Origin of the sequence: Sphingobacterium nematocida (genome assembly GCF_900168125.1) — a bacterium.
Classification (GTDB): Bacteria; Bacteroidota; Bacteroidia; order Sphingobacteriales; family Sphingobacteriaceae; genus Sphingobacterium; species Sphingobacterium nematocida.
This window is the reverse complement of sequence record NZ_FUZF01000001.1, coordinates 421,735-448,606: the sequence shown is the minus strand read 5'-3', so window position 1 is coordinate 448,606 and position 26,872 is coordinate 421,735. Positions and strand designations below refer to the sequence as shown.

The 26,872-nt window shown below is 40.2% G+C and carries 26 protein-coding genes; 15 read left to right on the top strand and 11 right to left on the bottom strand.

From position 1 onward, the window contains the following. Nucleotides 1-136: 136 nt before the first annotated feature. The 8 genes from B5X76_RS01885 to B5X76_RS01850 all read right to left on the bottom strand — a co-directional run bounded on the left by B5X76_RS01885 (nt 137) and on the right by B5X76_RS01850 (nt 5,813). Nucleotides 137-994, bottom strand: a complete 858-nt coding sequence (locus B5X76_RS01885) for a hypothetical protein (RefSeq protein ID WP_079640734.1) — start codon at nt 992-994, stop codon at nt 137-139. Further along, entirely contained in the window at nt 985-1,683 is a 699-nt protein-coding gene (locus B5X76_RS01880; protein WP_079640733.1) for a hypothetical protein, read from the bottom strand. The genes B5X76_RS01885 and B5X76_RS01880 overlap by 10 nt, the downstream gene beginning before the upstream one ends. Beyond that, complete coding sequence (locus B5X76_RS01875) at nt 1,680-2,264, bottom strand: hypothetical protein (protein ID WP_079640732.1); 585 nt, start codon at nt 2,262-2,264, stop codon at nt 1,680-1,682. Before B5X76_RS01875 ends, B5X76_RS01880 begins: the two co-directional genes overlap by 4 nt. 174 nt (nt 2,265-2,438) lie before the next feature. Continuing rightward, nucleotides 2,439-3,332 (bottom strand): Mph(E)/Mph(G) family macrolide 2'-phosphotransferase, encoded by an 894-nt coding sequence (mph, locus tag B5X76_RS01870; RefSeq protein ID WP_079640731.1) that lies wholly within the window; start codon nt 3,330-3,332, stop codon nt 2,439-2,441. Between the two features lie 501 nt (nt 3,333-3,833). Beyond that, on the bottom strand, nt 3,834-4,508 hold the full coding sequence (locus B5X76_RS01865; RefSeq protein ID WP_079640730.1) for a DUF2625 domain-containing protein: 675 nt from the start codon (nt 4,506-4,508) through the stop codon (nt 3,834-3,836). Nucleotides 4,509-4,658: 150 nt separating this feature from the next. Beyond that, nucleotides 4,659-4,970, bottom strand: a complete 312-nt coding sequence (locus B5X76_RS01860) for a hypothetical protein (RefSeq protein WP_079640729.1) — start codon at nt 4,968-4,970, stop codon at nt 4,659-4,661. Between the two features lie 56 nt (nt 4,971-5,026). Further along, nucleotides 5,027-5,395, bottom strand: a complete 369-nt coding sequence (locus B5X76_RS01855; RefSeq protein WP_079640728.1) for a hypothetical protein — start codon at nt 5,393-5,395, stop codon at nt 5,027-5,029. A gap of 64 nt (nt 5,396-5,459) precedes the next feature. Next, nucleotides 5,460-5,813: a KilA-N domain-containing protein gene (locus tag B5X76_RS01850; protein WP_079640727.1), complete on the bottom strand. Its 354-nt coding sequence runs from the start codon at nt 5,811-5,813 to the stop codon at nt 5,460-5,462. A gap of 27 nt (nt 5,814-5,840) precedes the next feature. On the opposite strand from B5X76_RS01850, the gene B5X76_RS01845 reads away from it, so the two are divergent. The 11 genes from B5X76_RS01845 to B5X76_RS01790 all read left to right on the top strand — a co-directional run bounded on the left by B5X76_RS01845 (nt 5,841) and on the right by B5X76_RS01790 (nt 22,369). Continuing rightward, nucleotides 5,841-6,107 (top strand): hypothetical protein, encoded by a 267-nt coding sequence (locus B5X76_RS01845; RefSeq protein ID WP_079640726.1) that lies wholly within the window; start codon nt 5,841-5,843, stop codon nt 6,105-6,107. 480 nt (nt 6,108-6,587) lie between these two features. Then, nucleotides 6,588-7,175 carry a TetR/AcrR family transcriptional regulator gene (locus tag B5X76_RS01835; protein ID WP_079640724.1) on the top strand — a complete coding sequence of 196 codons (588 nt, stop codon included), beginning with the start codon at nt 6,588-6,590 and terminating at the stop codon, nt 7,173-7,175. A gap of 521 nt (nt 7,176-7,696) precedes the next feature. Next, on the top strand, nt 7,697-8,272 hold the full coding sequence (locus B5X76_RS01830) for an RNA polymerase sigma-70 factor (protein ID WP_079640723.1): 576 nt from the start codon (nt 7,697-7,699) through the stop codon (nt 8,270-8,272). 63 nt (nt 8,273-8,335) lie between these two features. After that, nucleotides 8,336-9,400: a FecR family protein gene (locus B5X76_RS01825; RefSeq protein WP_079640722.1), complete on the top strand. Its 1,065-nt coding sequence runs from the start codon at nt 8,336-8,338 to the stop codon at nt 9,398-9,400. A 20-nt stretch (nt 9,401-9,420) separates the two neighbouring features. Further along, entirely contained in the window at nt 9,421-12,747 is a 3,327-nt protein-coding gene (locus B5X76_RS01820; protein ID WP_079640721.1) for a SusC/RagA family TonB-linked outer membrane protein, read from the top strand. A gap of 16 nt (nt 12,748-12,763) precedes the next feature. Further along, the gene (locus tag B5X76_RS01815; RefSeq protein WP_079640720.1) at nt 12,764-14,209 is read left to right on the top strand and encodes a RagB/SusD family nutrient uptake outer membrane protein; all 1,446 of its coding nucleotides are present in this window, start codon (nt 12,764-12,766) and stop codon (nt 14,207-14,209) included. 4 nt (nt 14,210-14,213) lie between these two features. After that, on the top strand, nt 14,214-14,675 hold the full coding sequence (locus B5X76_RS01810) for a hypothetical protein (protein WP_079640719.1): 462 nt from the start codon (nt 14,214-14,216) through the stop codon (nt 14,673-14,675). Between the two features lie 15 nt (nt 14,676-14,690). Beyond that, nucleotides 14,691-17,498, top strand: coding sequence for a M16 family metallopeptidase (locus B5X76_RS01805; RefSeq protein WP_079640718.1), 2,808 nt, complete (start codon nt 14,691-14,693; stop codon nt 17,496-17,498). 4 nt (nt 17,499-17,502) lie between these two features. After that, the gene (locus tag B5X76_RS01800) at nt 17,503-19,263 is read left to right on the top strand and encodes a hypothetical protein (protein ID WP_079640717.1); all 1,761 of its coding nucleotides are present in this window, start codon (nt 17,503-17,505) and stop codon (nt 19,261-19,263) included. A gap of 55 nt (nt 19,264-19,318) precedes the next feature. Then, entirely contained in the window at nt 19,319-20,785 is a 1,467-nt protein-coding gene (locus B5X76_RS01795) for a calcineurin-like phosphoesterase C-terminal domain-containing protein (protein ID WP_079640716.1), read from the top strand. Between the two features lie 303 nt (nt 20,786-21,088). Further along, nucleotides 21,089-22,369: a hypothetical protein gene (locus tag B5X76_RS01790; RefSeq protein ID WP_079640715.1), complete on the top strand. Its 1,281-nt coding sequence runs from the start codon at nt 21,089-21,091 to the stop codon at nt 22,367-22,369. Between the two features lie 810 nt (nt 22,370-23,179). Here the strand turns inward: B5X76_RS01790 and B5X76_RS01780 are convergent. After that, entirely contained in the window at nt 23,180-23,380 is a 201-nt protein-coding gene (locus B5X76_RS01780) for a macro domain-containing protein (RefSeq protein ID WP_139375173.1), read from the bottom strand. Between the two features lie 104 nt (nt 23,381-23,484). Further along, nucleotides 23,485-24,498, bottom strand: coding sequence for a helix-turn-helix transcriptional regulator (locus B5X76_RS01775; protein ID WP_079640712.1), 1,014 nt, complete (start codon nt 24,496-24,498; stop codon nt 23,485-23,487). A gap of 119 nt (nt 24,499-24,617) precedes the next feature. On the opposite strand from B5X76_RS01775, the gene B5X76_RS21915 reads away from it, so the two are divergent. The 4 genes from B5X76_RS21915 to B5X76_RS01760 all read left to right on the top strand — a co-directional run bounded on the left by B5X76_RS21915 (nt 24,618) and on the right by B5X76_RS01760 (nt 26,175). Further along, complete coding sequence (locus B5X76_RS21915; RefSeq protein ID WP_176140965.1) at nt 24,618-24,791, top strand: hypothetical protein; 174 nt, start codon at nt 24,618-24,620, stop codon at nt 24,789-24,791. Between the two features lie 2 nt (nt 24,792-24,793). Next, nucleotides 24,794-25,000 carry a hypothetical protein gene (locus tag B5X76_RS01770; protein WP_079640711.1) on the top strand — a complete coding sequence of 69 codons (207 nt, stop codon included), beginning with the start codon at nt 24,794-24,796 and terminating at the stop codon, nt 24,998-25,000. Nucleotides 25,001-25,103: 103 nt separating this feature from the next. Beyond that, nucleotides 25,104-25,727: a Panacea domain-containing protein gene (locus tag B5X76_RS01765; RefSeq protein ID WP_139375172.1), complete on the top strand. Its 624-nt coding sequence runs from the start codon at nt 25,104-25,106 to the stop codon at nt 25,725-25,727. A gap of 7 nt (nt 25,728-25,734) precedes the next feature. After that, nucleotides 25,735-26,175 (top strand): hypothetical protein, encoded by a 441-nt coding sequence (locus tag B5X76_RS01760; protein WP_079640709.1) that lies wholly within the window; start codon nt 25,735-25,737, stop codon nt 26,173-26,175. Nucleotides 26,176-26,196: 21 nt separating this feature from the next. Here B5X76_RS01760 and B5X76_RS01755 read toward each other — a convergent pair whose 3' ends face one another. Next, entirely contained in the window at nt 26,197-26,664 is a 468-nt protein-coding gene (locus B5X76_RS01755; protein ID WP_079640708.1) for a hypothetical protein, read from the bottom strand. Nucleotides 26,665-26,872: the final 208 nt, after the last annotated feature.

The window sequence follows — 26,872 nt, the reverse complement described above, 5'->3', positions numbered from 1 at the left end:
CTTCAGGTATTTTTAACTAACCAATTATTAACCTAAATTATGAATACTGATATAACGACAAAACCTATGCCGATAGTATGTCTGATAGTTAAAATCACATAAAGGTTACATTTTGTTTATGTCTTTTAAGTGTCCCTTACTTCATTCTGATATTATAGTTGAAACGAACGACGGTTTGATTCCAAAGCGTCAACACCTGTTTGGCGATCAGGCTATCCTCTTTTTGACATACCGTCAATCTATCACGAAATGAGCGGATATACTGGCTCCAGTACGCACCTTTACGATCCTGTAATAAGAAATAGAAACCTGCATCTCCAAAATTCTTTCCCGAAGAGTTCAGGATCAGTTCTCCATCTGCCCCGACTTCGATAGACATGATCACCGTAGCATTGCCCTTGGGTAGGGGAAAGGTAGCTTTCAAACAAGTTTCCCCAGATGGCAGCCTGCACGTGCCATATAGACCCGAATAAATAACCTTACCACTGGATTTAAATTTCCTGAGCCAAATCGTATACACCACCCCATTCGTATTTGGATTCCGAAGCGCGATTATTTCACTCGTTATCGATTCTTTCGCCTCTATATTTTCCGTTGGGATATTTAGCTGATTGATCCTACTACTGAATAGTGTATTCACCAATGTGCCAAATATCTTAAATATAGGATTCCATTGTAATCCGAACTGCAAGTTATAATGTGAGGTGTTTTCGTAAAATGAAACGACTTGATTCGGTAGTCTGGATAGATCATCCGGTGCAAGGTCAAACGCTGCGATAGAAGGTATCAGTCCCCTCGAGACACTGTCCCTTTCAATAATAAGGTTTTCCTTTTCAACCAATTCGTTGATAAACTGTTCACCTATGCCGTTGAGGTCACCAAAAGGGCCCATTAACCACGAGTGATGTTGAGGTTCTATCTTTCTCCCCCATAGGATGACCCATTGCTGTGTGCACCAATCTTGAAATTTTTGAATTGGATAAGCTAGTCCCATGTCAGATAGTGTTTTCCCTTCCACTCACCAAATTCGGCAACAGCTTTGAACCTTAAAGTCGTAAATTCAAAATGAAAATCTTTCCTGTTCCTTTCTTGCATAGCGTTCAAGTGTCTTTCAGGACGAGGTACATCGCTATGGCCACGTACCATATCCGTCATTTCCCCTTGGGATCGCCATATGGAGAATGTGGATACAGTCTGCGGTAGGCGTATTGAAGCCAACGACAGCAGCGCACCAGGATGGTCTCGTACAAGCTTTTCTACAGGTCTGCCCCAGCGGATGAATCGCGGCACCTCCGGTAATTTCATTCGTGCCACAGTTACAGCTACCACAGGACTGTCCGATAGGTCTATTTCTGCAAGATCCTTCGGGATATCAAACTTAGAAAAGCTACCCCATTGCCTTGCCAACATAAGTCTCACATGCCAGCCGTTGGCGAATATATTGCCTATCTTATCCTTTGCTAAGAAGCGATCCAGTGCAGCTTCATTTTCCCATTGCGCAAATAGAACCAGTTGCCCGATCAGCATACGCGAAAATGAAAATACGGGCGAACCCAGTACCATCCCTGTCATGCATTCGGCGTGGATCAGTCCAGACACCCGGTCAGGGTTAGGTGGTGCTATCATAGTTTTTAAGCCCGATAGGGCAGAGGTCTTTACCAGATGGTATGAGAAAATGTTCATTTTAGCGGTAGGGCTTTAAATTTAAGAGATTTAATAACCTCCATTACAGTTTTATGGTTCTTTTCACTGAGATTCCAACCTGACAAAGCTAGTTTTTTTACGAGTTTTCCCGAGTTGCTGTCTGTATTTCTGTACCAGATACTATCCACAAATATTCCTGTGCATCCATGTCCAATATTTCTAGGTATTACTATATGAGCGGGAAATGACTGTATGGTAGTATCCGTGTAATATTGTGTTAGATACGGTTTTAAATAAACAGAATCACTGAGATTACCGTACTGGAAATTGAAGTTAAAATCCGATAGCTTCTGAAAATCTTCAAAAGAGAAGGGTATCGTATCTAGATTAAAAAGAGAGTCTAGCTGCGTATATATTAGAGTGTTTGAGTAAGGACCGTAATCAAAGAATAATGTATCCTTTTGATCTATTGCAATGAGTCCGACATAGGAATCAATGCCCTGTTGCGGTACATATGTCCAAGAAGAAGGAATATTTAAAGTAAATGGCCCAAAATCCTTTGTTACTTGTTTACAAGATAAAATACATACTAAACTTAGTACAAAGAATATTATTTTCATGACAGAATATGATTAGTTGTCACAATGGTATATAGCGCAGAATAAATTGTTTCTTTCATAACCTAGAGTATTCTTAATAATCAGCTTTCCGAAGATACTAACTTTTGCTTTCAGAAAGAAAGCTGTGACACAGGTCGTGTGCACAGCTTTTGGATTAAATAGGAAAGTTACAGTTTAACTTCTTTGATCGATACCTAATGCTGTTTTGGCGGCATTGATATGGCTATCTTCGTTGCATTCTAGTGCAAAAGCGCCGTATGCCAATGGTGCTGCTGCGGCTCTCTCTATAGACTGTTCGTAGAGTTTGTCCCATATCCTTCCACCTTGTTTAGCATACTCAGTTATCAAAAGCTTTAGGCTGTCTTCGCCAAAAATCGATACATGACCCGAAAAGTCCAAAGCAGGATCCCCTACATGCGCAGTAGACCAATCTATGATACCAGATACCTTACCATCCTTTGAGGTCAAGATATGCCCAGCGTAGAGATCAGCATGGATGAAACACGTGAATTCCGGCCAAAGAAGATCATTGTCCAGCCATCTCAGGTATCTGCTTTCCAACACCTCACTTATACCTATTTCAGATTTCACCAATTGGATACGGTCCGCTATTTCAGTTCTCAGTTCACCAGGAGTCATTATTTTCAAATTGCTCTTTCTTACATCATCAGTTGCGACACCATGTAGTTCAGTCAGTGATTTTGCAAGAGACGGCACATAAGCCACACTATTGCGATCCATGTTCCAGGAGACCTCATGCGTTATCGCATCGAATGTCAGAGCAGGGGTGTCCTTGAGCAGCGGGTAGGCAATTAGACGCTCCGATATAATCTTCCAGTCAGGAACATCGATAGACAAGTTTCTTTTGGCTAGATCCAATATTCTACTTTCATTTTCTATTTGTTCGATCATACCGTTTCTTCGAGGGACACGCAGCACCCAGTTCTGACCGGTAGCCTCCTTTACAAAAGCGACCCTAAAATCGATGCCCATCTCATTGATGCTAATATCTTCTGTAATTGTCAGTCCGTGTTCTAGGGCTAATGTTTGAATATCTTTGATTGTCATTTCTATCGTATTTTGTAGTTATTAAATTGGAATCAGTTTCCAGACAAGGATTCAGAATGCTATATATCGGTATAGCACTTTATCCCTATTCTTTTTAAATGGATACACTGTTTCCTATCAGAGGAAAAAAATCTGATACATGAATTGAAGGGCAGTAGAATTACTGTCCTATTGAAGCCGTCTAGGCTACTATTAGATTAGCAAAACCAAGGTTTTGCCATCATAGTCCTATTATTATTGGAGTATAACATACGGGTAAAGATAGCAAATTATCTGATAACCCTTGAGTTGTCATTCTCTATAACATAATGATAGATGTAGAATTTCAAGCTATTGATTATATAATATTACCTATCCTTTTACAAAAAATACCTGAAGCGGGGAGCTTCAGGTATTTCTTAACTAACCAATTATTAACCTAAATTATGAATACTGATATAACGTCAATTCCTATGCCGATATTATATCAGATTGTCATAATAATATAAAGGTTTCGTTTGTTTACTTACCAAAAAATTGCTTTCTAAACCCTGCATTGAGTTTATATTGCTCCTCTACTGACACAATCGTTTTTTTAGATTTATTGATATCCTTTCCCTCTTTAGACCACAAGAACGGGTAGAAGCTATACATACTATCCGCGTTAAGATTTTTGAGGTCTTTCTTCCAATCTCTCCACCTCAGTTCTTTATAAAAATCATTAAGATCATGGTTGAGGCAAAAGGATAGAAACTCTGTATAGGTTAGGCCTAGTTGTTCAAACTCTAGGTTGTCGGGCGCCCAGTAATATACCATTCCCAAATCTTCCCCCAATCCACCACCATTTAGCAAGTAAAAACCACCAATTGCATCATCGGCAATTAACAGGTACGGAGATAGATTTCCAAAATCATCAAATGCTTTTCCTTTATTCCAATCCGGTAATGATCTATTGAGCCTTTCGCTCCCAGATCCCAATATTCGTATCCAGCCGTCGTCTATCAGAATTCCCCCCGTCATGTATACAATTGCTCCCATTGGAGAGCGTGTTGTTACCTGCGTTTTAAATAATGCATCCTGCGCTTGTTTATTATCCACAGGCAATACCTCAACTTTGTTTTTTGCTGCGAGAATCCACTCTTGTACCAGCGGCCAAGCAGGATCTTCCTTGCTAATTAATTTATTAATACTTCTCATTTTTGATTGTCCAAATGTGGCTGAGTATATTAAAAGCAAACATAGATACATTATTGACTTAATCATTTTTAAGTTGATAATATCGCTTGAGATCACGTTGTAGATCACTTTCTTCAGATACAGTTTTGTCCTCAGCATACTATCCCATTATTATCTAGCCCTATCGTCTTTATCCTGATCATCACCAATTTTAAACAAATGCGACTGTTGTTGCCCTTTGTTCTGTTTATTATAGCTATCTCTCGTAAAAGCAAAGTATATCACATATAACCATCCCAATATCGCGTGTAGTATTGCCCACATGATGGACTTGTTACGGTCCCACGAGGTGACGACTGCGATGATCGATCCAAGACCGACTCCAGATTGCGTTACAGTTTTTGTGGTGTTGTTGACTACTTCCTGTCCAGATACTACTGTAATCAGTGAAAGTAAGAATATAGTTGTTGCTAGTCTCTTCATATATCAAAATGGTTTTTTAAAACTTTACGGTTTCACCTATTATGCTTAATTGAAAATTACTCACACAGCAGTGTGTCAAAGTCTAGCTGCAATTGTGTCGTACCATCTTGATCAACCCGCACCCACTTGAAGCTTTTTAATGAATAGGCATTTCCCTTATCTAATGTCACCCATTCATCAATTCCTCTGGCTCCGTTTCTGAGATCGTTATGTGTGCCTAGCCCCACAGGTGCGGTGTAGCTTCTGTCCTTAACCAGAAACTTGCAGCCTCCTGCGTTTACAGCTTTATCTGCATCTGTTTGTGATAAATATCTCGACTTGGTGTAGTTGGGCAAGGTATTATGCACCATTATTGGAGACATTGACGTCGCACAAGAATTGAGAAGTATTATTACTGCTATGCAGCATATCTTTAAAAAATTCATATCTTTTATATTTTCTCCTGCACAGAAATATAGTAGATGGATATCAACTATTTGATGTGGTACATTAAAGATAGCTATTACTTTCTATTGCTACAAATGGATTTGAAAGATACAAATATCTAGACAGGGCATTTGTTTCATCAATCCACCGTTGGGGTGATAGTGTAAAATAGTTGCTTCCCGATTCACTTCTAAACCTCTCGAATTCGATAGGTTTAAGAACAAGGTTATTTAGTTTCTCCCATAGACCTAGGTATTCAATGGTACTCCGCGTCCGCAACCAGTTGTTGATAACTGAAAAGGGCTCAATCTGATTTCTGTATTTGGCAATATCTGTTAGCGATATGTAATCTTTGTTATCAATTACTTTAAAAGTAACATCTATTTCTTGAACATTTATCTTTTTGCTATTACTCATAATCCTGAGAGCTTATAATGATTTCGAATGAAATCACTAATTATTTTAGTTATTTCAAAATGTTATCTTTATATCGAGCTTGAGTTGGCTGATGCTTGGACACAAGAACTGGGATATGGGATGGGAGGTGTGGCAGGCCGCGCTCTATACCTGACTATACTTTTTTATCGAGTAGCGTTGATGAATAAAGCGATAGAAAAAGCCGCCCGCAAAATAACAGACAATATCCCAGATATCTGCCGTATGGTGATGCGTAGCTCGTGGCATGATATACTCAAAGATGTAAGCGGTTAAAACCGGGATCAGGAGGATTTGAAATAGGGGATAGCGGTATGGTTTGGAGGTCCCCAGTATGCAAAGACTTAGCGATTGAGCTACATGGATAATCAGCGGTACGAATACAAAATCCGTTAACCAGTTGTTCAGAACTGGAATCGGGTGTCCGGAAATTCTAGTAAAACGGATCAAAAACCAACTGATACAATAGAATTGGAAATAACAGTCGTCTACTAGGTATACTAATGAACGAAAGAAACCGCGATAAGCATAGCTAAGCCTCCACATAGTAGTAAGATTAAGAACATGTACCAACCAACGGCTTTCTGTTTCTTTTTTAAGGGCGAATCATTTGGATCCGGGGCAAATAACGTTTGCCGTATTTCGTAAATATTTCTCGATAACCAACTTCCTGAGTTCTTTGTCATAACAGCAACTATTTGTGGCAAAATTACAATATTTAACGCAAAATTAGAACAATTGTTCTAATTTTGTACTATGAACACCAGCGATAAGATATTGGATGCCGCGAGGAACCTTTTCAACGAAAACGGAATCCGAAATACCACAACCAGACATATAGCCAGTTCGATGTCCATCAGTCCGGGCAATCTTCATTATCACTTTAAACATACCGAAGATATTGTCATTGCGCTTTTCCGGCAGCTCACCGACTGGTATGATGGCATTGTCGATGAGGTGCAGGAGCTTCCAATGGAACGTCTCGAAGATCTAACCTCCACATTAGAGCTTGTATACGAGCAGGTAGACAAATTCCGTTTCTTATTTATCCATTTTGTGGAGATCAGTATCTGGATCCCCGAAATAAAAAACGACTACGCGAAATTGATTGCGAAGCGCGAGGGACAATTTAAAACATGGTTACGAAACCTTCAAGATCAAGGTGTTTTGCTTCCGCTCGACGATCTGGAGGAGGAGCAGCTGGTAAAAAAACTATTTATCGTCGGCGACTTTTGGATATCCCACAATGCACTGTTCAAGCAGTATACCGGAGAGGAGGCAAAGCGGGATTTCGTTTCCACCATGCTCTCTATACTTTCTCCCCATTGCAAAAAATCACGATAGGCAGCCCGTATTAGGGTATTAGCAAATAGAAACTAGTGCAGCATCATACTCGTGTGAATGATAGCTGCCAGTACAGTTTCCTTATCGAGGATGAGGATCACTAATCAAAACCATACCTTCACAACCGTTTCGTTTCCTAGAATAGCTCTATCTGGTTGATTACTACGGAGGGTTTCTTCATGTCTTGGAGCCGGAAGTAGCAATATAAGTATTGTTAGACCCTACAAAAAAAATACCTAAAGCGGGGAGCTTCAGGTATTTTTAACTAACCAATTATTAACCTAAATTATGAATACCGATATAACGTCAATTCCTATGCCGATATTATATCAGATTGTCATAATAATATAAAGGTTACATTCACTTGTTATTACGCTACCTAACTTTTCAGAATCTTCTTGACGAAGGTTTTTGCTTGTTTTTGCTGGATTTGTTAAATCAGCTGCATGTTGTTTCGTTTTAATATCAGCTAGTTAAAAAAAATGAAGTTTTAATTACTAATTTTGTGTGAGTTGAATAAGATGCAGCAGAACAACTATATTACGCTTAGTAATATCGAATTACAAAGACGCATTCAAAGCAAAGATGAAAAAGCTTTCCGCGAGCTTTATAATCGCTATTGGGATAAAGTTTTTGTCATTTGTCATAATAGGATTCATAACATGGACGTTGCACAAGATATTGTGCAGGATATCTTTATGTCGCTCTGGAACCATAGGGAATTGAGCTCCATTCAGAATATTGAATCTTATCTATATCAGGCATGTAAATTTGCTATTATTAAAGAGTATCATAAATCCGCTCGTTATGATTCTTTGGATTCCACCGGTTTTGGAGTATTGGACCGAGTCGAAGACCTTGACCTTGATGAGGTGCTGGAAGCCAAGTTTTTGAAGGACTTGCTTCAGGCTGAAGTCGAGCGTCTCCCCGAAAAGACTAAGATCATATTTAACTACTCTAGAAATGAAAATCTAAACAGTCGAGAAATAGCCGAAAAGTTAAATATTTCACCCCGTACAGTTGAGAATCAATTAAGCAAAGCCCTGAAAGTATTGCGAAAGTTTGTAAATAATCTTAATTTTTTTGTGATTTTTTAAAAAAAAAGTCGTGCGTACTTGCCGAGTTGTTGTACATATCTATATACAACAAACCATGACTGTATGCTAAAAGATGAAGAAATAAAGAAAATTTTGGCGAAGATAAATGCTGGGAACGCTACAGAAGACGAGAAATCTTTGTTTTTAAAGTGGTATCACACTTGGGATGATACACAGACCAAAGTAGATGGACTGGGAGATGTCGAGACATTACATCAGTCGATATGGGACAAAATCGAAGGTAAGCGTAAAGTACGTCGTTGGGATAGCAGACGATTTATTCGTATTGCAGCAGCATTCGCCATAGTAGGAGCATCGTCTTTTGCGTTCTTTTATTACAGCGGCACCAATGAAAAACCATTAGAACTATCCAACGCCGTAAAACTCGGAGGCAATGCCTTTGATCATGTAACCATCAATACTTCGGTCGCCGATTTTTTAGACACATCCAAATACGTCAATTTAAAGGAATTGAATAATGGGGACAAAATAGGTGATATATCTACGGGTGAGGCTCAATTTATTAAAATTCAACTACCAGACGGCTCTAAGGTCTCTTTAAATGCCGGTACGAAAATACACCTTGCAGACGATTTTAGAACAGGTCAGAATCGGGTTGTCTATCTCGAAGGAGAGGCATTTTTCGACGTGAGCAAGATTGCTGGACGCGGCTTTATTGTGGCTTCCAAGGGTCAAAGAGTCGAGGTTCTAGGTACCAAGTTTAATATTAAAGCCTATCCAAATCAAAAACAGATAGTCACCTCATTGATCGAGGGGAGTATACGTTTACAGAGTGACGATGAGCTACAGGTTTTAAAACCTAATGACATAGCGTACAATACAGCCGGAAATATTGCGGTCAGGTCCGAAGAAGTCATTCCAAATGTAGGCTGGCGTCAACTCAATTTTGAGTTTGACAACGAACAGGTCGAAGAGGTATTGCAACAACTTGGACGGTGGTATGGCCTTAAAATAGTTTTCAAAAATAGAATTCCGGATTTAATGATTTCCGGAAAGATTCCGCGCGGTACCGAACTCAAAGATTTACAATTGATCTTAGGAAATCTAACCCAAGCCCAGTATCAGTTAAAGGATAACGTGATGCAGGTCAAATTTAATAATAATTAACTTCCAATATTTTAACACGTATGAATAATTCTTGTTTTAGAAAGCGATCAACCTTTCTTAAAGCAGATCTCTTACCTATCCGAGTCACGACTTTGTTGACGATAGGTATGGTCACCCTTACATCGGCAAGCACATTTGCCCAACGGATTCAGTTGAATGTCCGAAATCAGCCCGTCAAGACTGTGTTACAACAGATTGAAGAACAGTCCGGTTACTCGTTTATCTATGATTCAAAAATCTTGGCCAACGGTCGGTCTATTAATTTAGACCTAGATGCTGAAAACATAGACAAGGCTCTGGCAAACCTGGCTACACAATTAAATGTAGACTACTCCATTGTCAATAAAACCGTGACCTTGACAAATAAAAAAGAGAAACAATTAGAAGACATCACAGTCTTTGGTAAAGTTTACTTGGATGATTTAGAAGGCGGAGCTTTAAGAACCGAATCAGGAGTCTCTCTTTTAGCCAAAACACGCAATAAAAGCGTTACTACCAATAATAACGGGGAGTTTAAATTGGTCGTTCCCAAAGGAACACCGATTACTATTTCCTATGTAGGGTATGTTTCTCAGACAATCAAAGCGGAGACTTTACTTTCGAATGGTAAGATTGTATTAGAGAAAAGTACTTCTTATTTGGATGAGGTTATCGTCACAGCTTACGGCAAAAAAGAAGTCCGGGAAAATCAAACAGGTAGTGCCTACATGGTTACATCCAAAGATTTCGAGAACAAACCAGCATTGCGTTTGGATGCCCTACTAGAGGGGATAGTACCTGGGGTAGAGTTCCAATCTCAGGATGGAGGAACCAATAGTTCCGCTCGGCCTCGTTTCAGCACTCGTGTACGTGGTGATGCTTCAGCACTAGGTGGCGCGACTTCTAATGAGCCACTCTGGGTTATCGATGGGGTACCTCTGTATACAGGAAGCACGACCAATGCTATACCTGGTGTAGAAGTCAGTATTAGCCCTTTAACCTATTTGGATCTGAATGATATCGAGTCGGTCACCGTATTAAAAGATGCGAGTGCTACGACGATTTATGGGGCAAATGGTTCCAATGGTGTTATCTTGGTAACGACCAAACGAGGTAAAGGAACCCCTCAATTAAACTATTCTTTTCGTGGCGGTTTTGATAACCGGTCTAAAACAAACTTTAGGTACTTAGATGGTCCTCAGTATCTTTCTATTGTCAAAAGGATGGGACTAGAAGACCAGTTAGGTAATATTGACCCTAGGGTGAATACCTACTGGCCAGACTACTATTACCGTACCGGAACGACTTTGCAGCACAATATCAGCGTGTCAGGGGCCAAAGAGAACACATCGTACTACTTATCAGGAAATGTGTTCGATCAAAAATCAATGACCATAGGTAATACTACAAAGCGGTATTCACTACGTACAACAATATCTACCGACATCAGTCGTATATTAAGTCTTAATGGAGGGGTGACAGCGGCATATACTGCCGACAAGTTGTTTAATCCTGGATCATCCTTCTATCAATACTCCCCTTTGATTGAACCTTTTGGACGCCGTGGTGAGTACATAGAGCGCGACCCTAATGGCCGATTGCTACAATATATGCCAGGATTGGCCGATCAAAATGATCATAAACAAAAAGCGGTTTGGATCATGGGTAATTTCGGGTTTAGTCTACGCCTGTTAGATGGGCTAAGCTTTGTAAATCGCAATGGTTTTGACATTTCTTCCGTCAATGAAGATAGATATCTCTCCATGTATAATCATACAGGGGCTTCGTCCAGCGGGATAGCTTATAGAAATCAAAACCAAGTAATCAATTTGATGTCATCTAATATTCTGGGCTATAATAAATCTATATTTGGCGGCGAATTTGACGTTATGATAGGTACAGAGGCACGGCAAGTAGACCGAAACTCAGTATCTGCCAAAGGCAGTGGTTTTCCTAACGATAATATACGCCAGGTCAGTTTTGTTGCTGAAGACAATCGTACAGGTACCACTTCCCGAGCTAAGAACACAGAATTAAGTTATTTTGGACGTGTCGGTTATGTTTACGGAGGTCGTTATGCGCTAGATGTGACTATGCGTAAAGATGGCTCGTCCAATTTTGGAAGAGATGTCAAATGGGGAACTTTCAAATCTTTAGGGGCGGCATGGACGGTGCATAACGAATCTTTTTGGCCAGAAAATGAAATAGTTGACTTTCTGAAAATCAAAGCTTCCTATGGTAATAACGGGAATTCCCGGTTTTCTTCTTCTTATGCTAATGGGGTTTATGCTTATCAAGAAGATAATAGCTATGGCGGGCATGCAGGTGCCATCATGACACGGGGTGTCAATCCGGGGTTAAAGTGGGAGAACACCAATATGTTCAATACCGGACTTGATTTTGGTCTATTCAATAAATTCAATATAGCGCTAGAGTATTATAACAATATTACACACGATATGATTGACGACAGCTATGTATCAATGGTTGGCGGATTCCGAAGCGTATATCAGAATGTCGGCAAGGTACAAAATCAGGGGCTAGAGTTGACGGTAAAGTCTAATGGCGTTAATTTTGGGAAATTTAGTTGGAATGCTACAGCAATTATATCCTCAAATAGAAATAAAGTATTGAAGCTTTCTGAAGGCGTTGATATTTCTTCCGGTAATTCGATTATGCGTGAGGGGTACAACTCAAAGTCATTTTATCTAGTTCGATGGGCGGGCGTAGACCCTTCAACTGGGGATCCTATGTGGTACGATGCCAACGGTAATATTACAAAAACATTTAATACCAATAACCGCGTTATTGTTGGCAATCCAACCCCCAATTTTTATGGAGGTTTGACCAATAATTTCACATATGGTGATTTCGCTCTTTCAATATTTATCAAATACAGTAAAGGAGGCTATACCCTCGATCAGATGGGAAGAAGTATTGGTCAGGATGGACTCAATATTTTAGATGGCAATCAATCCATCAATGTTCTTAACGCTTGGTATTTGCCTGGTTATTTGTCTTCAGAACCTCGATTGTCCAATATATCCAATTCCTCTATTATGACTTCGTCGCGTTATTTGTTGGACAAGACATATTTAGCCTTAGATAATGTATCATTGAGTTACCGATTGCCTCAGCATATCGTAGAGAGAATAAAGCTGTCAAATATGACATTTACAGCCATGGCTAGTAAACTGGCATTATGGAGTCCCTATTCTGGAAAAAAAGGGACAGCGAGGAGTTTTCAAAACATGGAAGGTTTCGAATTCCTAAAAGACACGAAATACCTATATAATACCTATGCGGAGATGTTTGATTCCAATTCTCGTATCTCAAATTATTCGTTCTCGGTTAGTGTTAGATTTTAAATAAGGAGATAAATTCATGAAAATAATAAAATATACCATTTTAGCTTGTGCACTAAGCCTTAGTTCTTGTGGCAAAAGCTTTTTAGAGGTCGAACCTATCGGACAGCTAGGGGCGGAGCAGATGTTTCAGGATGTACAGGGCATGTCTGATGCCTTAATAGGCAGTTATCGTTTGGCAGGAGATTACTTCGAGTCCGAATACTCGATATACGGAGACTTACGGGCGGACGACGTGATTCGAAATACCGTTACGGGGTCCAATCTGTTGTTAAATGAATACAATTACAGTTACGATCAGGAGAACGTAGGGCCGACGCTAGGTTTGTGGCGTGAAGGATACGCAGCTATCAATAATATCAATAATGTTATTAACGCAGCAGACCCCATTCGCGACAAAGGGGGAGTTGACTTAGCTCGTATAAAAATGATAGAAGGAGAGGCGCATATACTTCGGGGTTTAATGTTTTTTGCATTATCAAATATTTATGCCCAGCATTATACCTATACAGCTGATGCTTCCCATCTCGGCATCCCCATACCCTTAGTTACCCCCAAACCTGGCGTGAAAATGTCTAGAGCTTCAATGAAAGCGACTTACGAACAGATTATTTCCGATTTAAAATTTGGAATCGAAGCCCTGGGCTCGACCAAGAAAGAGCGCGTATTTGCCTCTGCAGATGCAGCCAAAGCGCTATTATCCCGTATATACCTTTACATGGGCGATTATGATAATTCTATCAAATATGCTACAGAGGTATTGGATGGAGGAAAATACCCACTAGCTAAACCAAGTGAGTATATGGATATGTTTAGAGCTACAGCGCAACGGAAAGATTTTTCGAGTATTAATGCAGAGGTAATTTGGCAATTCAATCTGACCAAATTACGCCCCAACTCGATAAACATTTTCTATTTCGGTGTAGAGTCCATAGGTGCCGTTCGACCTTCTTATATTGATTTGTTTGATGATCAGGATATTCGTAAGTCTATGTTTGGATTTGACGAAAGATCTAAATCCTATCTATCACTGAAATATGCCCAATATGATGGCGTTGTTGAAGCTAATGTTCCTATCGTATTTAAGGTCGTTCGTTCTTCAGAAATGTTCCTGAATAGGGCTGAGGCCTATTTCCACAGCAAACAGTATGACTTAGCTGTCGCGGATATCAAGCAGATACGTGCTCGTGCCTACAATGTTTCGCCTCAGTCTGTCACAATAAGTTATACTTCTCCGGACGAACTTTTACAACAGATCAAGTTGGAACGTAGAAAAGAACTAGGGTTTGAAGGACAGCGTATCTTTGACATTATGCGTTATAAAGAGTCATTAGATCGTGGCACAGGTTGTACTTCTCCGGTTTGTAAGCTGAGTTATCCGAATGATCTATTTATCATGCCGATTCCAAAGAGAGAGTTGGATGCTAATGATTTAATAATACCTAACCCTACCGTAAATAATTAATAAGATGAAAAAAATAAGTCGCGTTATAGTTGTGTTGCTATTATCAGTGATGATGATAAGCTGTAACAAAGAGTTAGTAAAACCCTATGATCACCCCTTTTTCTATATACATGTAGCGCAGGCATCTGAGATCAATGTACAGGCTAGTCGCAATGAGGTTGTCGATTATAAAGTCTTTTTCAGTACCAAGCTCCAGTATGAACCAATCAAGCTTCAGTATGAAATCATTGTTGGAGATGGTTTGAAAGAAGGAGTAGATTTCGAGGTGCTGTCCAATAGATCAGAGCTTGTGTTCAAACCGGGATATTTTGAATTACCGATTACGATTAGGTGGAAAGCAAATCCATTGAACCCATCTGCTAATAATTATGTAATTATTAGATTGCTGAACAACGACAAAGGAATTACTGTTGGTTTGCCAGGACCGGACAAAAAACAGACAGAGTTAAAAATAAATAAAATCTAAAACATGTTGAGGTGGATGAAATATAAGTTTTTAGTACTTATTGCGTTGTGGGTGGCATGTGTAACCTCTGTCAATGGACAGGTATTGCCTCAAGATTCCAAATTGGTGAAAGGGCAGCTAAAAAACGGTTTCAGATACTATATCTATCCGGATAATGGCAACAACCATCAGAGCTACATACAGTTATTTGTAAATGCTGGTAGCCTACAAGAGCGCGAAGACCAACTTGGACTGGCACATTTTGTAGAGCACATGGCATTCAATGGGAGTAAAAATTACCCCAAGAATGAAGTTATTACCTATTTAGAGTCTTTAGGATTAAAATTCGGGGCCGATTTGAATGCACACACGTCCTACGACGAGACAGTCTACAAAATAACGATCGATACCAAAGACGAAGAGCACCTCCATAAAGCACTAGATATCGTGTATGATTGGGGTTTCCACTTGTCGTTTGATTCTCTTGAGATTGAAAAAGAACGCGGTGTCATCATCGAAGAGTGGCGGACCAAACAAGGAGTATCTAGCCGTATGAGCGATCAGAGTTTACCCCTGATATTTTATAACTCGAGATACGCCGATCGTCGACCTATCGGAAGTTTAGATATTCTGCGTCATTTTCAGAGACCTACCATAGTAGACTTCTATCAAACTTGGTATCGTCCAGATCTGATGGGTATAGCTATAGTGACAAACCAAGATGTAAAGCGTACTGAGCAAACTATAAAAAGACTTTTTTCACGAGCGAAAAAAGTAAAAGGTGCCAAGGAGCGCGTATCCTACCGTCTTGCAGCGCATCAAGACACCCTGTTCAACATCTATACAGACAAGGAGGCGACGAGCATAGATTTTTCATATATCACCAAGCTGCCAGCTATGCGCCCTATAGTGACTGAGGCCGATTTTAAATTCCAACTGTCACGTAGCTTAACAAATGCGCTGATCAAGAAACGGTTCGATCGCATTGCACAGTTGGACGACAGTTACAAAAGTGCTTCTATGTCATTTTCCGATTTACTGATCAACAATGGACTTTCCATTGGGGGAGCTGTTTTGTTCGATGGGCATATCATTGAGGGCATCAGCAAGTTCTTGACAGAAAAAGAACGGTTAGTAAGTTTTGGATTCACATCATCCGAAATAGACGATTACAAGGAGCAATTCAATGCGCAGCTGGCACGCTCGGTAAATCAAGAGAACAATCTAAATCCAGCGCTACTCTTAGGCCAGTTGAAAGACGATTTCTTTTCCGGACATAGCGTATTGGACAAGGTGGAACGTAGAGAGTTGACCACTAAACTTCTTAATAGTATTGACTCTATAACATTACGAGAACATCTGGCTACGTATTTCCAACCGGGCAATACCGTTGTTCTATTATCAGCACCCGAGCGGTTGAAAGGCGAGTTGCCTACCGAGGCACAGTTAAAGGAACTATTCAGCAAGTTTGAGCAGACTCCTGTTTTAGCCTGGAAAGACGAACTTCATATCCCGTCTAAGCTCCTGGCAAAGGAACCCGTATCAGGCAGTGTGACGAATCGCTCCACCTTATCCGCTATTGGAGTCGAGAAATGGGAGCTGTCCAACGGAGTCAATGTTTATCTGAAAAATAGCACCTCACGCAAAGGGTATATCCAACTCACAGGATTTCGTAAAGGAGGATATTTGGCATTGGATACCGCAGATTATGTGACTGGTGTATTTGTCAAAAATGTTCTAGGGGCGAGTGGTACCGGCGATTTTTCAAGACAAGCTTTGACCAAATATCTAAATGGAAATTCAGCGTCAGCTACTTTTATGATTTCCAATCATCGCGAGGGGCTTTCCGCTAGTGCCAATATGAAAGACGTACAGACAATGTTTGAGTTGCTATATTCCAAGTGGACCCAACCAAGAGTTGATGAACGCGTATTTAGTAGCATTAAGAAGAAAAGTATAGATGCAGCGAAAAATGCAACCTATAATGTCACTGGCACGTACTCCGAAGCATTGGGCAAAGCAATCGGAGCTGATAGTTTTGATGAAAACACGTTGAGTGCAGAACGGATAGAAAAAGACCTACAGATCGACCGGATTATTCCCGTTTTCAACAGTAGGTTCGGTTCTCCAGAAGGTTTCGACTTTGTGATTGTAGGAGATTTCACCAACGATAGTTTAAAGTATTTAGTTGAAAAATACATCGGAGGTCTACCGCAGTCCAAGGAAGATAAGACAGCTCAGCGTCTACCTTCGTACGATCATGTCGAGAATCAGGATATACTCATGTTCGCTGGCAAAGCGGATAAGGCTACCGTTAATATTTTCTTTCAGACTACCGACTACCGCTACGAGTATCCCGGTATCCTACTTAACGAGGTTGTCGAAAATATTATCAAGATTAAGTTGAGAAAGAATCTTCGCGAAGAGAATTCGGGAGTTTACGGGGTCGGAGTCAGTGTCAGTGCTACTTCAGAACCGACCACTTTGCTTCGTACCCGGATCAACTTCACTTGCGAGCCTGCCCGTAAAGATTTTTTGATCGAACAAGCCTATGCAGAGCTTAGAAAAATTGCTCAAGACAGCAGTTATTTCAGCGAAGAGCTGCATAACATCAAAAAACAAATGCAGCAGTCTTATGACAAACAGTATGATAAAGATACATTTTGGAGTGCCGAGTTAAGGAACCATGTATATTACAAGTTTTCAAACTGGAACTACTTCACCTCTTATACAGATATGTTACAAAGCATTTCAGCTCAAGATGTAAGCCATATGGTTGCTGACAAAATTTTAAAAGCTAAAAATATCAAGGCAGTATTAATGCCCGAAAACCTAAAAAAATAGAATTATGAAAAGATTATTGTTTCTTATAGCATTCATCTTATGCAATTCCGTCTTTTTTGCCTGTAAAAAAGACAAGTATGAATTAGCGGATAATATCTCCCTGCTTTCTTTTAGCTTGGAGCCGAGCGCCAATCCAGGGTTAGCCAAGAGCACGCCAGCGATTATCGAAGGAAAGGACGTGTATATACGTGTACCCAACTCCATCGATATCAAAGCAGCAGTACCATCATTTACAACAGATAGACAAGAGGTCGTCGGTTTTATTGGTACACAAGTGGTAGAGTCAGGATTGACCAGTATTAATCTGGAGTCACCTTCCGTTCTACGTCTCAATAGTCCCAATTCAATTTCCGAATACAACCTTATTGGTTTAAAAAATGCATCTATTCTGACCTTTGGCTTCTATGCTGAGGACAATGAGGGAAAGCTGTTTAAAGATTATACAGGTACTATAACCAAACTTGACGTTCAAGTCGATTTACCTGTCGATGCAGATATTACCGCACTGACAGCGCGTTTTACCCTTTCTAACGGTGCCAGTGTCAAGTATAAAGGTGCAGCCTTTGTATCAGGCCAGTCTGTAGCTGACTATTCCGAACCTATCGAACTCGAATTGATAGACGATGAGATGACACAGCCAGAGATATTTACAGTGACAGTTGGCCGACTTACGGCTCCTGTATGGAGTGAGATGAACCTGCCAGACTTTTTATCCGTTAATTCCAGCGCAGCTACTCTCGAGATTAATCCTATAAGCTATCAACCTTATGTGATGCTTCAACAGTCAGGAGGAGATCGTAAGGCCGTAATGGGATATTATGATGTTGAAGACAAGACCTGGAAAGCCGTAGGTGCTGAAAGCGGATTTTCAGCAGGTAGGATAGATGGCGTATCGTTTACATTTTCAAATAGTGGAGAACCATACGCAGCATATAAAGATTATACTCCAGGAGTTAATGAGCAGTACGGTTCATTGTTAAAGTACTCGAACAATCAGTGGAACTATGTAGGACCACAGCAAGGGACTTTTAACCGTGTCAATTACCTATCTCTTCAATTGGATGAAAATAATATACCTTATTTAGGCTACCTTTTCCCTCGCGCTGCTTCACCTTATCCAAATCGCGGGACATATATTGAGTCGTTTAGTAATAATGTCTGGAAAGGAACTACTTTACCTCAATCGACTACAGGTTATTACAGTAAGATGGTCAAAGGTCGTGATGGAAAGTTATATTACGTAACCATGGATTTGACTGCCGGAGCAGGCGTGCGCAAGCCTTCTGTTTACAAGCTAGATAATGGTACTTGGAAATTGGTAGGACAAGTTTTAGTTGGCCCCAATAACTCGACCTCCGGAGGCTTTAACATTGATCTTGATGCAGATGAGAATGGCGAATTATATCTAATTTACCAATCGAACAATCCAGCCTATGTGACTTATGTCATGCACTGGGACGGACAGCGGTGGGCTCAGCTCGGAGACGGATTTCCGCAGACCACTTCATCTTCTGCTAATAGGGACAATGTCGCCATACGTATACACCCAGATGGAAGAATTTTTGTTGCTTTTGGCGATGCCAATAACGGAGTGAAGGTGACTACCTTCAATACCGATACCGGCAACTGGAATACGCCAAGTCAGTTGACCACTGCCAACGGAAATAAGTTTGAGTTAAGAATATCCGAACAGGGTATACCTTATCTGATCACCATCATAGATAGTAAACCTGCATTGTTTAAGTACGATATACCAGGTCAGTAAATATTAACAAAGGCACCGTATTGAACACGGTGCCTTTATCAAAGATATTCCACAGATGAGAAACATATATTATGTTGTTTTTTTAGTTTTCCTTTCAATTCGGGCCATTGGGCAGGATTTAGCATCCAAACAGATTACAGGAACCATTTTTCTTGATCGCAACGAAGACGGTATATACAACAAGCAAGAAAGAGGACTAAAGGACATCTTAGTATCCAATGGAGTTGACATAGTCAAAACCGACAACAAAGGTCATTTTACAATTGTCGTTCGTGTAGGCCAATCTATTTTCCCGATTCTGCCCAATAACCTAGAACATATAGGTTCACGTTCGACAAAAATCATCAATGCACTCTATACCACAGTTCCTACTGCAGATAGTCTGCAGAGAGTTTCCAAAATAGATTTTCCAGTCCGTAAACAGTCGGTACAGTACAACTTCAGCTTTGGAGCCATAGGCGATGTACAGGTCGACAATGAGCAAGAGTTAGATTATGCTGCACAGAGTATATTTAGCGAGTTAGCAAATACACACGACCATGCTTTCAATATCTTTTTAGGAGATTTGGTAAATGATGAAATGGATATCATGGCCGGAGTTCGTGACAACATAGATCTGACATCAACTCCATCTTTTACACTAGTGGGCAACCACGATCGGAATACAGCCAATCAACTAAATTTGACAGATCAGTTTAACGAATTTATGGGAGCTTCTACCTATGCTTTTAATCATGGTAAAGCGCACTTCATTGTTCTTAACAACGTTTTTTCTACAGGCGAAAAATCTTACGAGGGGAGGATTGATGATGATCAATTGATTTTCATCAAGAACGATCTACAGTACCTCAAGAAATCTGCACCCATAGTAATATGTCAGCATATCCCCATGTTCGCTACCAAAAATCGAGATAAAATCTTTGAGCTTCTAGAAGGCTACACCAATGTCTTGATTTTATCCGGACACACCCATGTCGTGAGCCGTAGCTTCTATGCAAATGGCAATATTCACGAACTGGGAGCCGGAGCCACCTGTGGCACCTGGTGGAGGGGGGAGAAAGACATGTACGGTATTCCCCTAGCCTTGATGCAATGTGGTGCCCCTAGAGGATACTTTAAAGTTAGTTTTAAAGGAGACGATTATTCCTTCAAGTTTAAAGGAGTTGGGCAAGATGAAAAAAGACAGATGCATGCAGTACTCGATAGCACATCCCTCATTGCCAATATATACGGGAGCAGCGACAGCAGTGTTGTAGATGTCCAGATCGACGGAGGCAACTGGGTTACTATGCGCAAAGTAGATGATATAGACCCCCTAGTAGCCGATATCATCGAAAAGAATAAGCTAAAAACCTATCCTACCATAGGCAGTACCGTTTTGCCCTTACGCGCTAGAAAATCAACACATATTTGGCGGCTCGATGGTTTGCATTTTCAAAAAGAGCGACCTGTCAAACTCAGATTTAAGGCCACAGATAAATATGGCTTTGCTTTAGAACAAGATTTTGTGTTCAATAGATAGTAGATTTTTATAACAGGGTCTATATCTGACAAACTAGGCAGATAGCCAAAGTTCATACAAAAAATACCTGAAGCGGGGAGCTTCAGGTATTTCTTAACTAACCAATTATTAACCTAAATTATGAATACTGATATAACGGCAAAACCTATGCCGATAGTATACAATATTCTGATAATAACATAAAAGTTACAGCAGTTTATTTGCTCTAATGCAGCCATTCCTTTACATCTACAATACAATTTGATATTGTAATTTATCTTCCCTAACTTTAGTTACCATTATTTTTTGAAAGAATACCAGATTATGATTAAACCACTTGTACAGAAGCTAAGGTATTCAATAGCCTATAAAGTTATTTTAGGGATATTGAATCTACTATTGCTAGCCATTATTATTTTTTTATGCAACAGGTTATATATTAGCACTCCCGCACTCGACGTACCCTTCGCTATCCTTATCAGCCTAATTGGATTATCTATCTTCCTTTATTATCGATTGATACAGTACAGTCGTTATGTACTCCAGTGGTATGCCTCGCTCAGCGATCAGGGGCTTCGTATTTTTGATCCACGAAAGGGCCAACTAGATTATTATTGGGATACAGATATCGTTATAATAGAATCATTCAATCTGTGTATGGTAAAAGGTCACTACGGCTCGCCCGAGCGAATGAGCAGGACATACAGTGGCTTTAAGATCAGTAAATGGTTGATAGGCCATAAACAGATCGTGGATTCACAGGTCGCCTTTCTAGTCAAGAGACAATTAAAGCATGTCCTATTAGAAGAGATAGATCACACCCGACTAATAGAACAAAGCAGACAGGCCTATTACCGATTTCTTACGAACAACAAGTGGAATATGTTATACCTCGCCTATTATTTTTTTAGGATCACCACGGTACTGCTAGTCCTCTATGTGGTTATTTTCGATATGTTTTATTTTACTCCACCCATAGCATTAGCCATCTGCATCATCGTGGCCATACAGTTGGCCATCAGCGTACAATATTGGGATTTATTGACCGTTCAAAATAGTTTAAAGCAAATCGCGACCTGCATTATTGCGATCGTAGCCTTTTCCTTCATTATGTTTGATAATGTACACTTCAAGGACGAAAAGTTCTTTTTTACAGGCGGGATAGTATTTGGTGCTGTTTTGACCCTCAGTATATTCGTGTTCGTTTATTTCTATAGACCTAGGGTTTTAACTTTAGACCGCGGGATTACATTAGGCATTTTCTTAACTTATTTTGTGCTCCTTAGTTTATTTAGTGGAGCATTTCTCAAAGTTGGCAATATCGTCTTTTCAGAACAACCATCCGTATGGGAGAAAGCCACAGCAGAGGCACCACTCTTATTATTCATCATGCCAGGTTCCGATCCCGATTTTGTCGAGTTTGACAACAAAGAATGGGGCAGCCATTACATGGGATTGTTTTTTCTGAATTGGGGAGAAATTAAGAAAAGCAGCCAACGTGTCGAGTTCTTGACTTATCAGGGGAGGTTAGGTATCCCTTGGATGTATAAGAACTATCAGAGAGACGAAACTGCAAAAGCGAAAGCCATAACAGATACAGAATAGACTTTAGATGATGAGCTATGAAACCATCCAAGAGCCGGTATTATACCCCAAAAGGTATAAACGTCGGTTTAATCCATATTTTATACCCTTAAGGGTATTGTTTTAATTATTTTACGTGTATTTATACCGTAAAGGGTATAGATATGGAATTATAATGCATTACGTGTAGGTACCACTCAGCTATATAACAAACGTGTAGTTTACAACCACAAACGGCATGGTGAAGTCGATTTAAATGGGAAGAAATTCTTTTTTTGCAAAACACCGTATTTCCCTAAAAAGGCTACTCCCGAATTTCTCTTGGTTGATTTAGTCAATCATCTAGATAGTCTTGCAGAAGATCGGGAGATGGTTCTGAAAAATGTTATTGTCAAAGCTAAATCGATGGATTCTAATAAATTAAAGTATGCAGTTCGAGCGTATGGTCATACAAAGACAAAGAAACTCTTGGATCCAGTGTTAGTACAGATGAAATCGAAGGCTCATGTCCACTAGTTATCTAGGTAAGTATCTAGATCGCCTATAACACTAAGTCGTCATAAAGGTTACCTTCACTTATTATTATGCTATCTACCTTTTCGGAATCTTCTTGATCTGTACGTAAAGATATATTCCTATCAGCATAAGGAGAATAAGGGCTATTATTGATTTTACTACATTCGCTGGGATTATCAGCGTATTCCATGCTGGTATCACCAGATCTTGAAATGGAATAACAAATTCCACTAATAGTAGCATTAAAATCAAGACCAAGAAGATTAAAATCCTACGTCTATCCATATTCTTATATCCTTATTCTTACCTAAGATACTAAAAATCATACACAGTCACCTGCACACCCTTACTGGACAAACATTCCATTAGCAGCGGCTCTATCTTATCCCAGGTGCCGCCCGCCAAGCCACAGCCTATACGGGGCATATGTATTGAAGCATCGTACTGTAGAGCATGATCAGCCACTTTTTCTAAGGCAGATCTTACAGCTTCATAGCGGATAGGTGGATTGCCCATTTCATCCTTATATATTTTATGCTGCCCGATCATGTTTGCTATCTACGTATCATCACCCTTTGTGTATTCTATTTTCATTTTACCGTCATTCAAGTATTTACAGATTATTTATTAGCATAGCCCTCATACATAGCTTTCACACGAGCATACAAGGACTCCCTAAAAGAATCAGGAGATAGTACCTTAGCTCGTTCGCCAAAGGATAGAATTAAGGTTTCCAGTTCATAGTTAGGGATGATATCGAGCTTTATGACCAGTCCATTCGCATCATTTGACACCACTTTTTGAGAACCATGTAGAGGCTTAGACAGCACATAAGGGGCAGCTTTTTCATTAAACCAAATATGGACCTCTTCTAGTGTAGAAGAGCTAAATGAAACACCTACAATATCTTCAAAGTAATCCGAGAAATCCCATTCTGTATTTTCAATATAATCAAGTGAAGTCTCTTCAATAGCGATAATCCTATCCAAAGCAAGATTTGTTAGGTTTTGATATTCAGAATTTCTACCAAATAAAAACCATCGATTATTAAACTCGCGCAAATGGTATGGAGAAATTTCAAATACCGTTTCGTTGCTTGCCTTAAAAGATTTGTACCTTATCAGCACACATTTCTTGTAGAGTATAGCATGAAATAATGTCCCCAGATATTCAATTCCCTTCAGGTAGCGGTTGTTGTCATGGCTCATGATCAGCTGCTCCGTTTTCTCCAAAAAAAACACCTCTTCCAGTTTAGCCCCCATTTCTTGGAGCCATCCCATCTGCGGCAATCCCTCTATTTTAGAGAGCATATCTATGGCACTTTTCAGTTGTTGCACCTCTGCCGAGTTCAGACCTTGATTATAGAGTTTAAACCCCTTATCAGTATATCGATAGTAAGACTTACCATCCTGCTTGTATACCTCTATCGGAGCAGAACCGCCTTCCCGACTACGCATATACTTTATGTCCTCCCGTAGGGTCCGTACGCTTATCTTTTTATGGTTGGCATTGATTTCCGAAAGCTCAGTATCTAGGCAATCCAGGAGATCCTGAAAAGAAAATCTTTTCTGAGGGTTAGAGAGACAGTTATCCAGTATTCTATAGCGAATCGAAGCCTGTTTATTAGTAGCCATATTGCAGTCGAAATCAAAGTTTTCTAAAGATATAAATTACTGTGCAGATACACTGCATACAGCTGTTCTACTTTTGGATATAGATAGTCAATGGAGGCTATCATTAATAACAATAGCATATGGCAACAAATCCGCCAAAAGGAGATGGACATCGTAATGGAGCAGTACGAAGCCGTAGTCAGGTACAGAACCCGACGACAGGACAATGGGTCAAGCGCGATGCTGACACAGGGAGATTTATGGATGTTAAAAAAGATGGAACACCATTCAAGGGTGTTCGAAAGGAGAAGTAAGAATGACAAAGTATTACGTTAACAATCGTGCACAGACTAATGGGGACCATGAGGTGCACAAGCAGGAATGTAGTTGGTTAGCTTTAGCAGCAAGCACGACCTATTTAGGAGAGCATAGTGCATGTTATACAGCGGTAGCCAGGGCTAGAACTATTTATCGCCAGTCCAATGGCTGTAAATATTGCAGTCCATCATGCCATACCTCGTAGGTTAGTTCTTAAACCCAATTTCATGAAAGCAATCTGACTGCCCCTTCGCTTAGGAGGGGCTTTATTATCAAAATCATTGTTTTATCATTTAAAATTCCGTATTTTGTATCAGCAAACACTATTTATTCCAGACACCATGAGTCAGCCCCACATTTATACGAAAGATGATATCGCCAAAATTGGCAATACACTGGTATATATAGCCGAGCGGGTGTCTGATCTTTCCAAGACCAAGTTATTGAAGCTAGTCTATCTATTAGAAGAGACTACGATTCGTCGATGTGCCAGACCTTTCTTGAATTTAGACTTTGAGGTATGGCGGTTAGGTCCTGTCGCCAAGGATCTCTATTTTGATTTCAGTTCTACCGAACAATATATTTTTCAAGACTATATAGCTGCGCGTCCCGAAGAGGAGGGGAGAATATACATATCAGCAGTCAGAGAATTCAATGATGACGAGTTTTCGGATGCAGAATTGAATATTCTGGATGATGTCATCAAACAGTTTGGGCATTTTTCTGCGAAACAACTGGTAGATATCACCCATAGCCCACACTCCCCTTGGACGATTCTAGCACAGGAGAAAGGCATACTAGAAGGCTTGTCTGATGGTAGTGTTCTTACCACAGACTATAAGATAGACTTTAATACCCTCCTTGATGAGGCAGGGCAAGAAGCCTATGCTCAGCATTTAGAGTATTTGCATGCCTCAAGATCACTAAAGTAGTTTCCTTATGTTTACCGCAGGCAACATACTTTATTTTACACCATTCTATTTCAAAAATGGTTCTCCCAGCAAGAACAAATACTTTATCGTACTCAAAGACGTAGATGGTCAGTTGATTTTGGCCTCACTACCTTCCAGCAAGATTTATCTACCACACCGTATTGCCGAAGATCACGGCTGTATCGAAGTACCCGAGGGCTGCATCAACTGCTATCTCTTTGTTCGGGATCAAGTTATCGGTCAGCAAGGTTTTTCATTTCCTGTACTCACCGCTATTTATGGCCAGCAGATCGATACTTACGATCGGGCCTCTATCGCGCATCAATATCCCATCCAAGGCGTTCATTACAATGTAGTCGACTGCCTACTTCCAGCAGAACTTGAGGCTGTATTAGACTGCCTACGTCATTCAAGTTCAGTATCGCGCAAATACAAAAAGATTTTGTAGTACGTAATGGAGTTTTTAAAGTTAAAATAACCCCCAGTCATCTTCGACGTCGTCCCGTTTGAAATGGGAAACCCATATTTTGAACACTCCCTTAAATCTTTCAATCTCCTGTAGTATCAGCTGGCAGTAACGGCTATTTCCCGTCTGCATCATTTCAAGCATAATAAGCTGTTCACGGAGTTCTCGCATATTCTGGCGGATAATGGCAGCCTTCTCCACATGTAGGATATAAAGGTCAGCCGATGCTGCTCCCACGATCTTTGCACCCACAATGCTGATGTTACTCATAATCATTTGTTGTTCTGCTATTTGCCATTCTCCCGATAGGGAATCTGTCAGCAACTTGCATAAGTTGAAAATCTCGCTACACTGCGCATAGAGCCGTTCTGCCGTCTCCCATCTCGGTCGTATTTTCCAGTCTTCATCGTCATCTCTCCGAAATCTATCATTGTCCCATTCTGGGAGTTCATGTCCAAATAAGTCGTCCATACTTTAGTGTATACAATGTTGGATTAAAAATAAGGTTTGTATTTATAGTAGCAAAAAATACTATTAATCTAGCTCTTATCGATTTACATCCACAGCCAGATCCATATCACGTAGGTATACCTCACTCATATAGCCATCCCATTACGGCCCATCTCTCATAATGACCGCGTATAAACACATCCTAGCTTCTTGTTACGTGAGTGGGGAT

What these genes read in the sequence shown, in the direction of transcription:
- B5X76_RS01885 (WP_079640734.1), bottom strand. Translation starts at nt 994, where the DNA reads ATGGGACTAGCTTATCCAATTCAAAAATTTCAAGATTGGTGCACACAG.
- B5X76_RS01880 (WP_079640733.1), bottom strand. Translation starts at nt 1,683, where the DNA reads ATGAACATTTTCTCATACCATCTGGTAAAGACCTCTGCCCTATCGGGC.
- B5X76_RS01875 (WP_079640732.1), bottom strand. Translation starts at nt 2,264, where the DNA reads ATGAAAATAATATTCTTTGTACTAAGTTTAGTATGTATTTTATCTTGT.
- mph (WP_079640731.1), bottom strand. Translation starts at nt 3,332, where the DNA reads ATGACAATCAAAGATATTCAAACATTAGCCCTAGAACACGGACTGACA.
- B5X76_RS01865 (WP_079640730.1), bottom strand. Translation starts at nt 4,508, where the DNA reads ATGAGAAGTATTAATAAATTAATTAGCAAGGAAGATCCTGCTTGGCCG.
- B5X76_RS01860 (WP_079640729.1), bottom strand. Translation starts at nt 4,970, where the DNA reads ATGAAGAGACTAGCAACAACTATATTCTTACTTTCACTGATTACAGTA.
- B5X76_RS01855 (WP_079640728.1), bottom strand. Translation starts at nt 5,395, where the DNA reads ATGAATTTTTTAAAGATATGCTGCATAGCAGTAATAATACTTCTCAAT.
- B5X76_RS01850 (WP_079640727.1), bottom strand. Translation starts at nt 5,813, where the DNA reads ATGAGTAATAGCAAAAAGATAAATGTTCAAGAAATAGATGTTACTTTT.
- B5X76_RS01845 (WP_079640726.1), top strand. Translation starts at nt 5,841, where the DNA reads ATGAAATCACTAATTATTTTAGTTATTTCAAAATGTTATCTTTATATC.
- B5X76_RS01835 (WP_079640724.1), top strand. Translation starts at nt 6,588, where the DNA reads ATGAACACCAGCGATAAGATATTGGATGCCGCGAGGAACCTTTTCAAC.
- B5X76_RS01830 (WP_079640723.1), top strand. Translation starts at nt 7,697, where the DNA reads ATGCAGCAGAACAACTATATTACGCTTAGTAATATCGAATTACAAAGA.
- B5X76_RS01825 (WP_079640722.1), top strand. Translation starts at nt 8,336, where the DNA reads ATGCTAAAAGATGAAGAAATAAAGAAAATTTTGGCGAAGATAAATGCT.
- B5X76_RS01820 (WP_079640721.1), top strand. Translation starts at nt 9,421, where the DNA reads ATGAATAATTCTTGTTTTAGAAAGCGATCAACCTTTCTTAAAGCAGAT.
- B5X76_RS01815 (WP_079640720.1), top strand. Translation starts at nt 12,764, where the DNA reads ATGAAAATAATAAAATATACCATTTTAGCTTGTGCACTAAGCCTTAGT.
- B5X76_RS01810 (WP_079640719.1), top strand. Translation starts at nt 14,214, where the DNA reads ATGAAAAAAATAAGTCGCGTTATAGTTGTGTTGCTATTATCAGTGATG.
- B5X76_RS01805 (WP_079640718.1), top strand. Translation starts at nt 14,691, where the DNA reads ATGAAATATAAGTTTTTAGTACTTATTGCGTTGTGGGTGGCATGTGTA.
- B5X76_RS01800 (WP_079640717.1), top strand. Translation starts at nt 17,503, where the DNA reads ATGAAAAGATTATTGTTTCTTATAGCATTCATCTTATGCAATTCCGTC.
- B5X76_RS01795 (WP_079640716.1), top strand. Translation starts at nt 19,319, where the DNA reads ATGAGAAACATATATTATGTTGTTTTTTTAGTTTTCCTTTCAATTCGG.
- B5X76_RS01790 (WP_079640715.1), top strand. Translation starts at nt 21,089, where the DNA reads ATGATTAAACCACTTGTACAGAAGCTAAGGTATTCAATAGCCTATAAA.
- B5X76_RS01780 (WP_139375173.1), bottom strand. Translation starts at nt 23,380, where the DNA reads ATGGGCAATCCACCTATCCGCTATGAAGCTGTAAGATCTGCCTTAGAA.
- B5X76_RS01775 (WP_079640712.1), bottom strand. Translation starts at nt 24,498, where the DNA reads ATGGCTACTAATAAACAGGCTTCGATTCGCTATAGAATACTGGATAAC.
- B5X76_RS21915 (WP_176140965.1), top strand. Translation starts at nt 24,618, where the DNA reads ATGGCAACAAATCCGCCAAAAGGAGATGGACATCGTAATGGAGCAGTA.
- B5X76_RS01770 (WP_079640711.1), top strand. Translation starts at nt 24,794, where the DNA reads ATGACAAAGTATTACGTTAACAATCGTGCACAGACTAATGGGGACCAT.
- B5X76_RS01760 (WP_079640709.1), top strand. Translation starts at nt 25,735, where the DNA reads ATGTTTACCGCAGGCAACATACTTTATTTTACACCATTCTATTTCAAA.
- B5X76_RS01755 (WP_079640708.1), bottom strand. Translation starts at nt 26,664, where the DNA reads ATGGACGACTTATTTGGACATGAACTCCCAGAATGGGACAATGATAGA.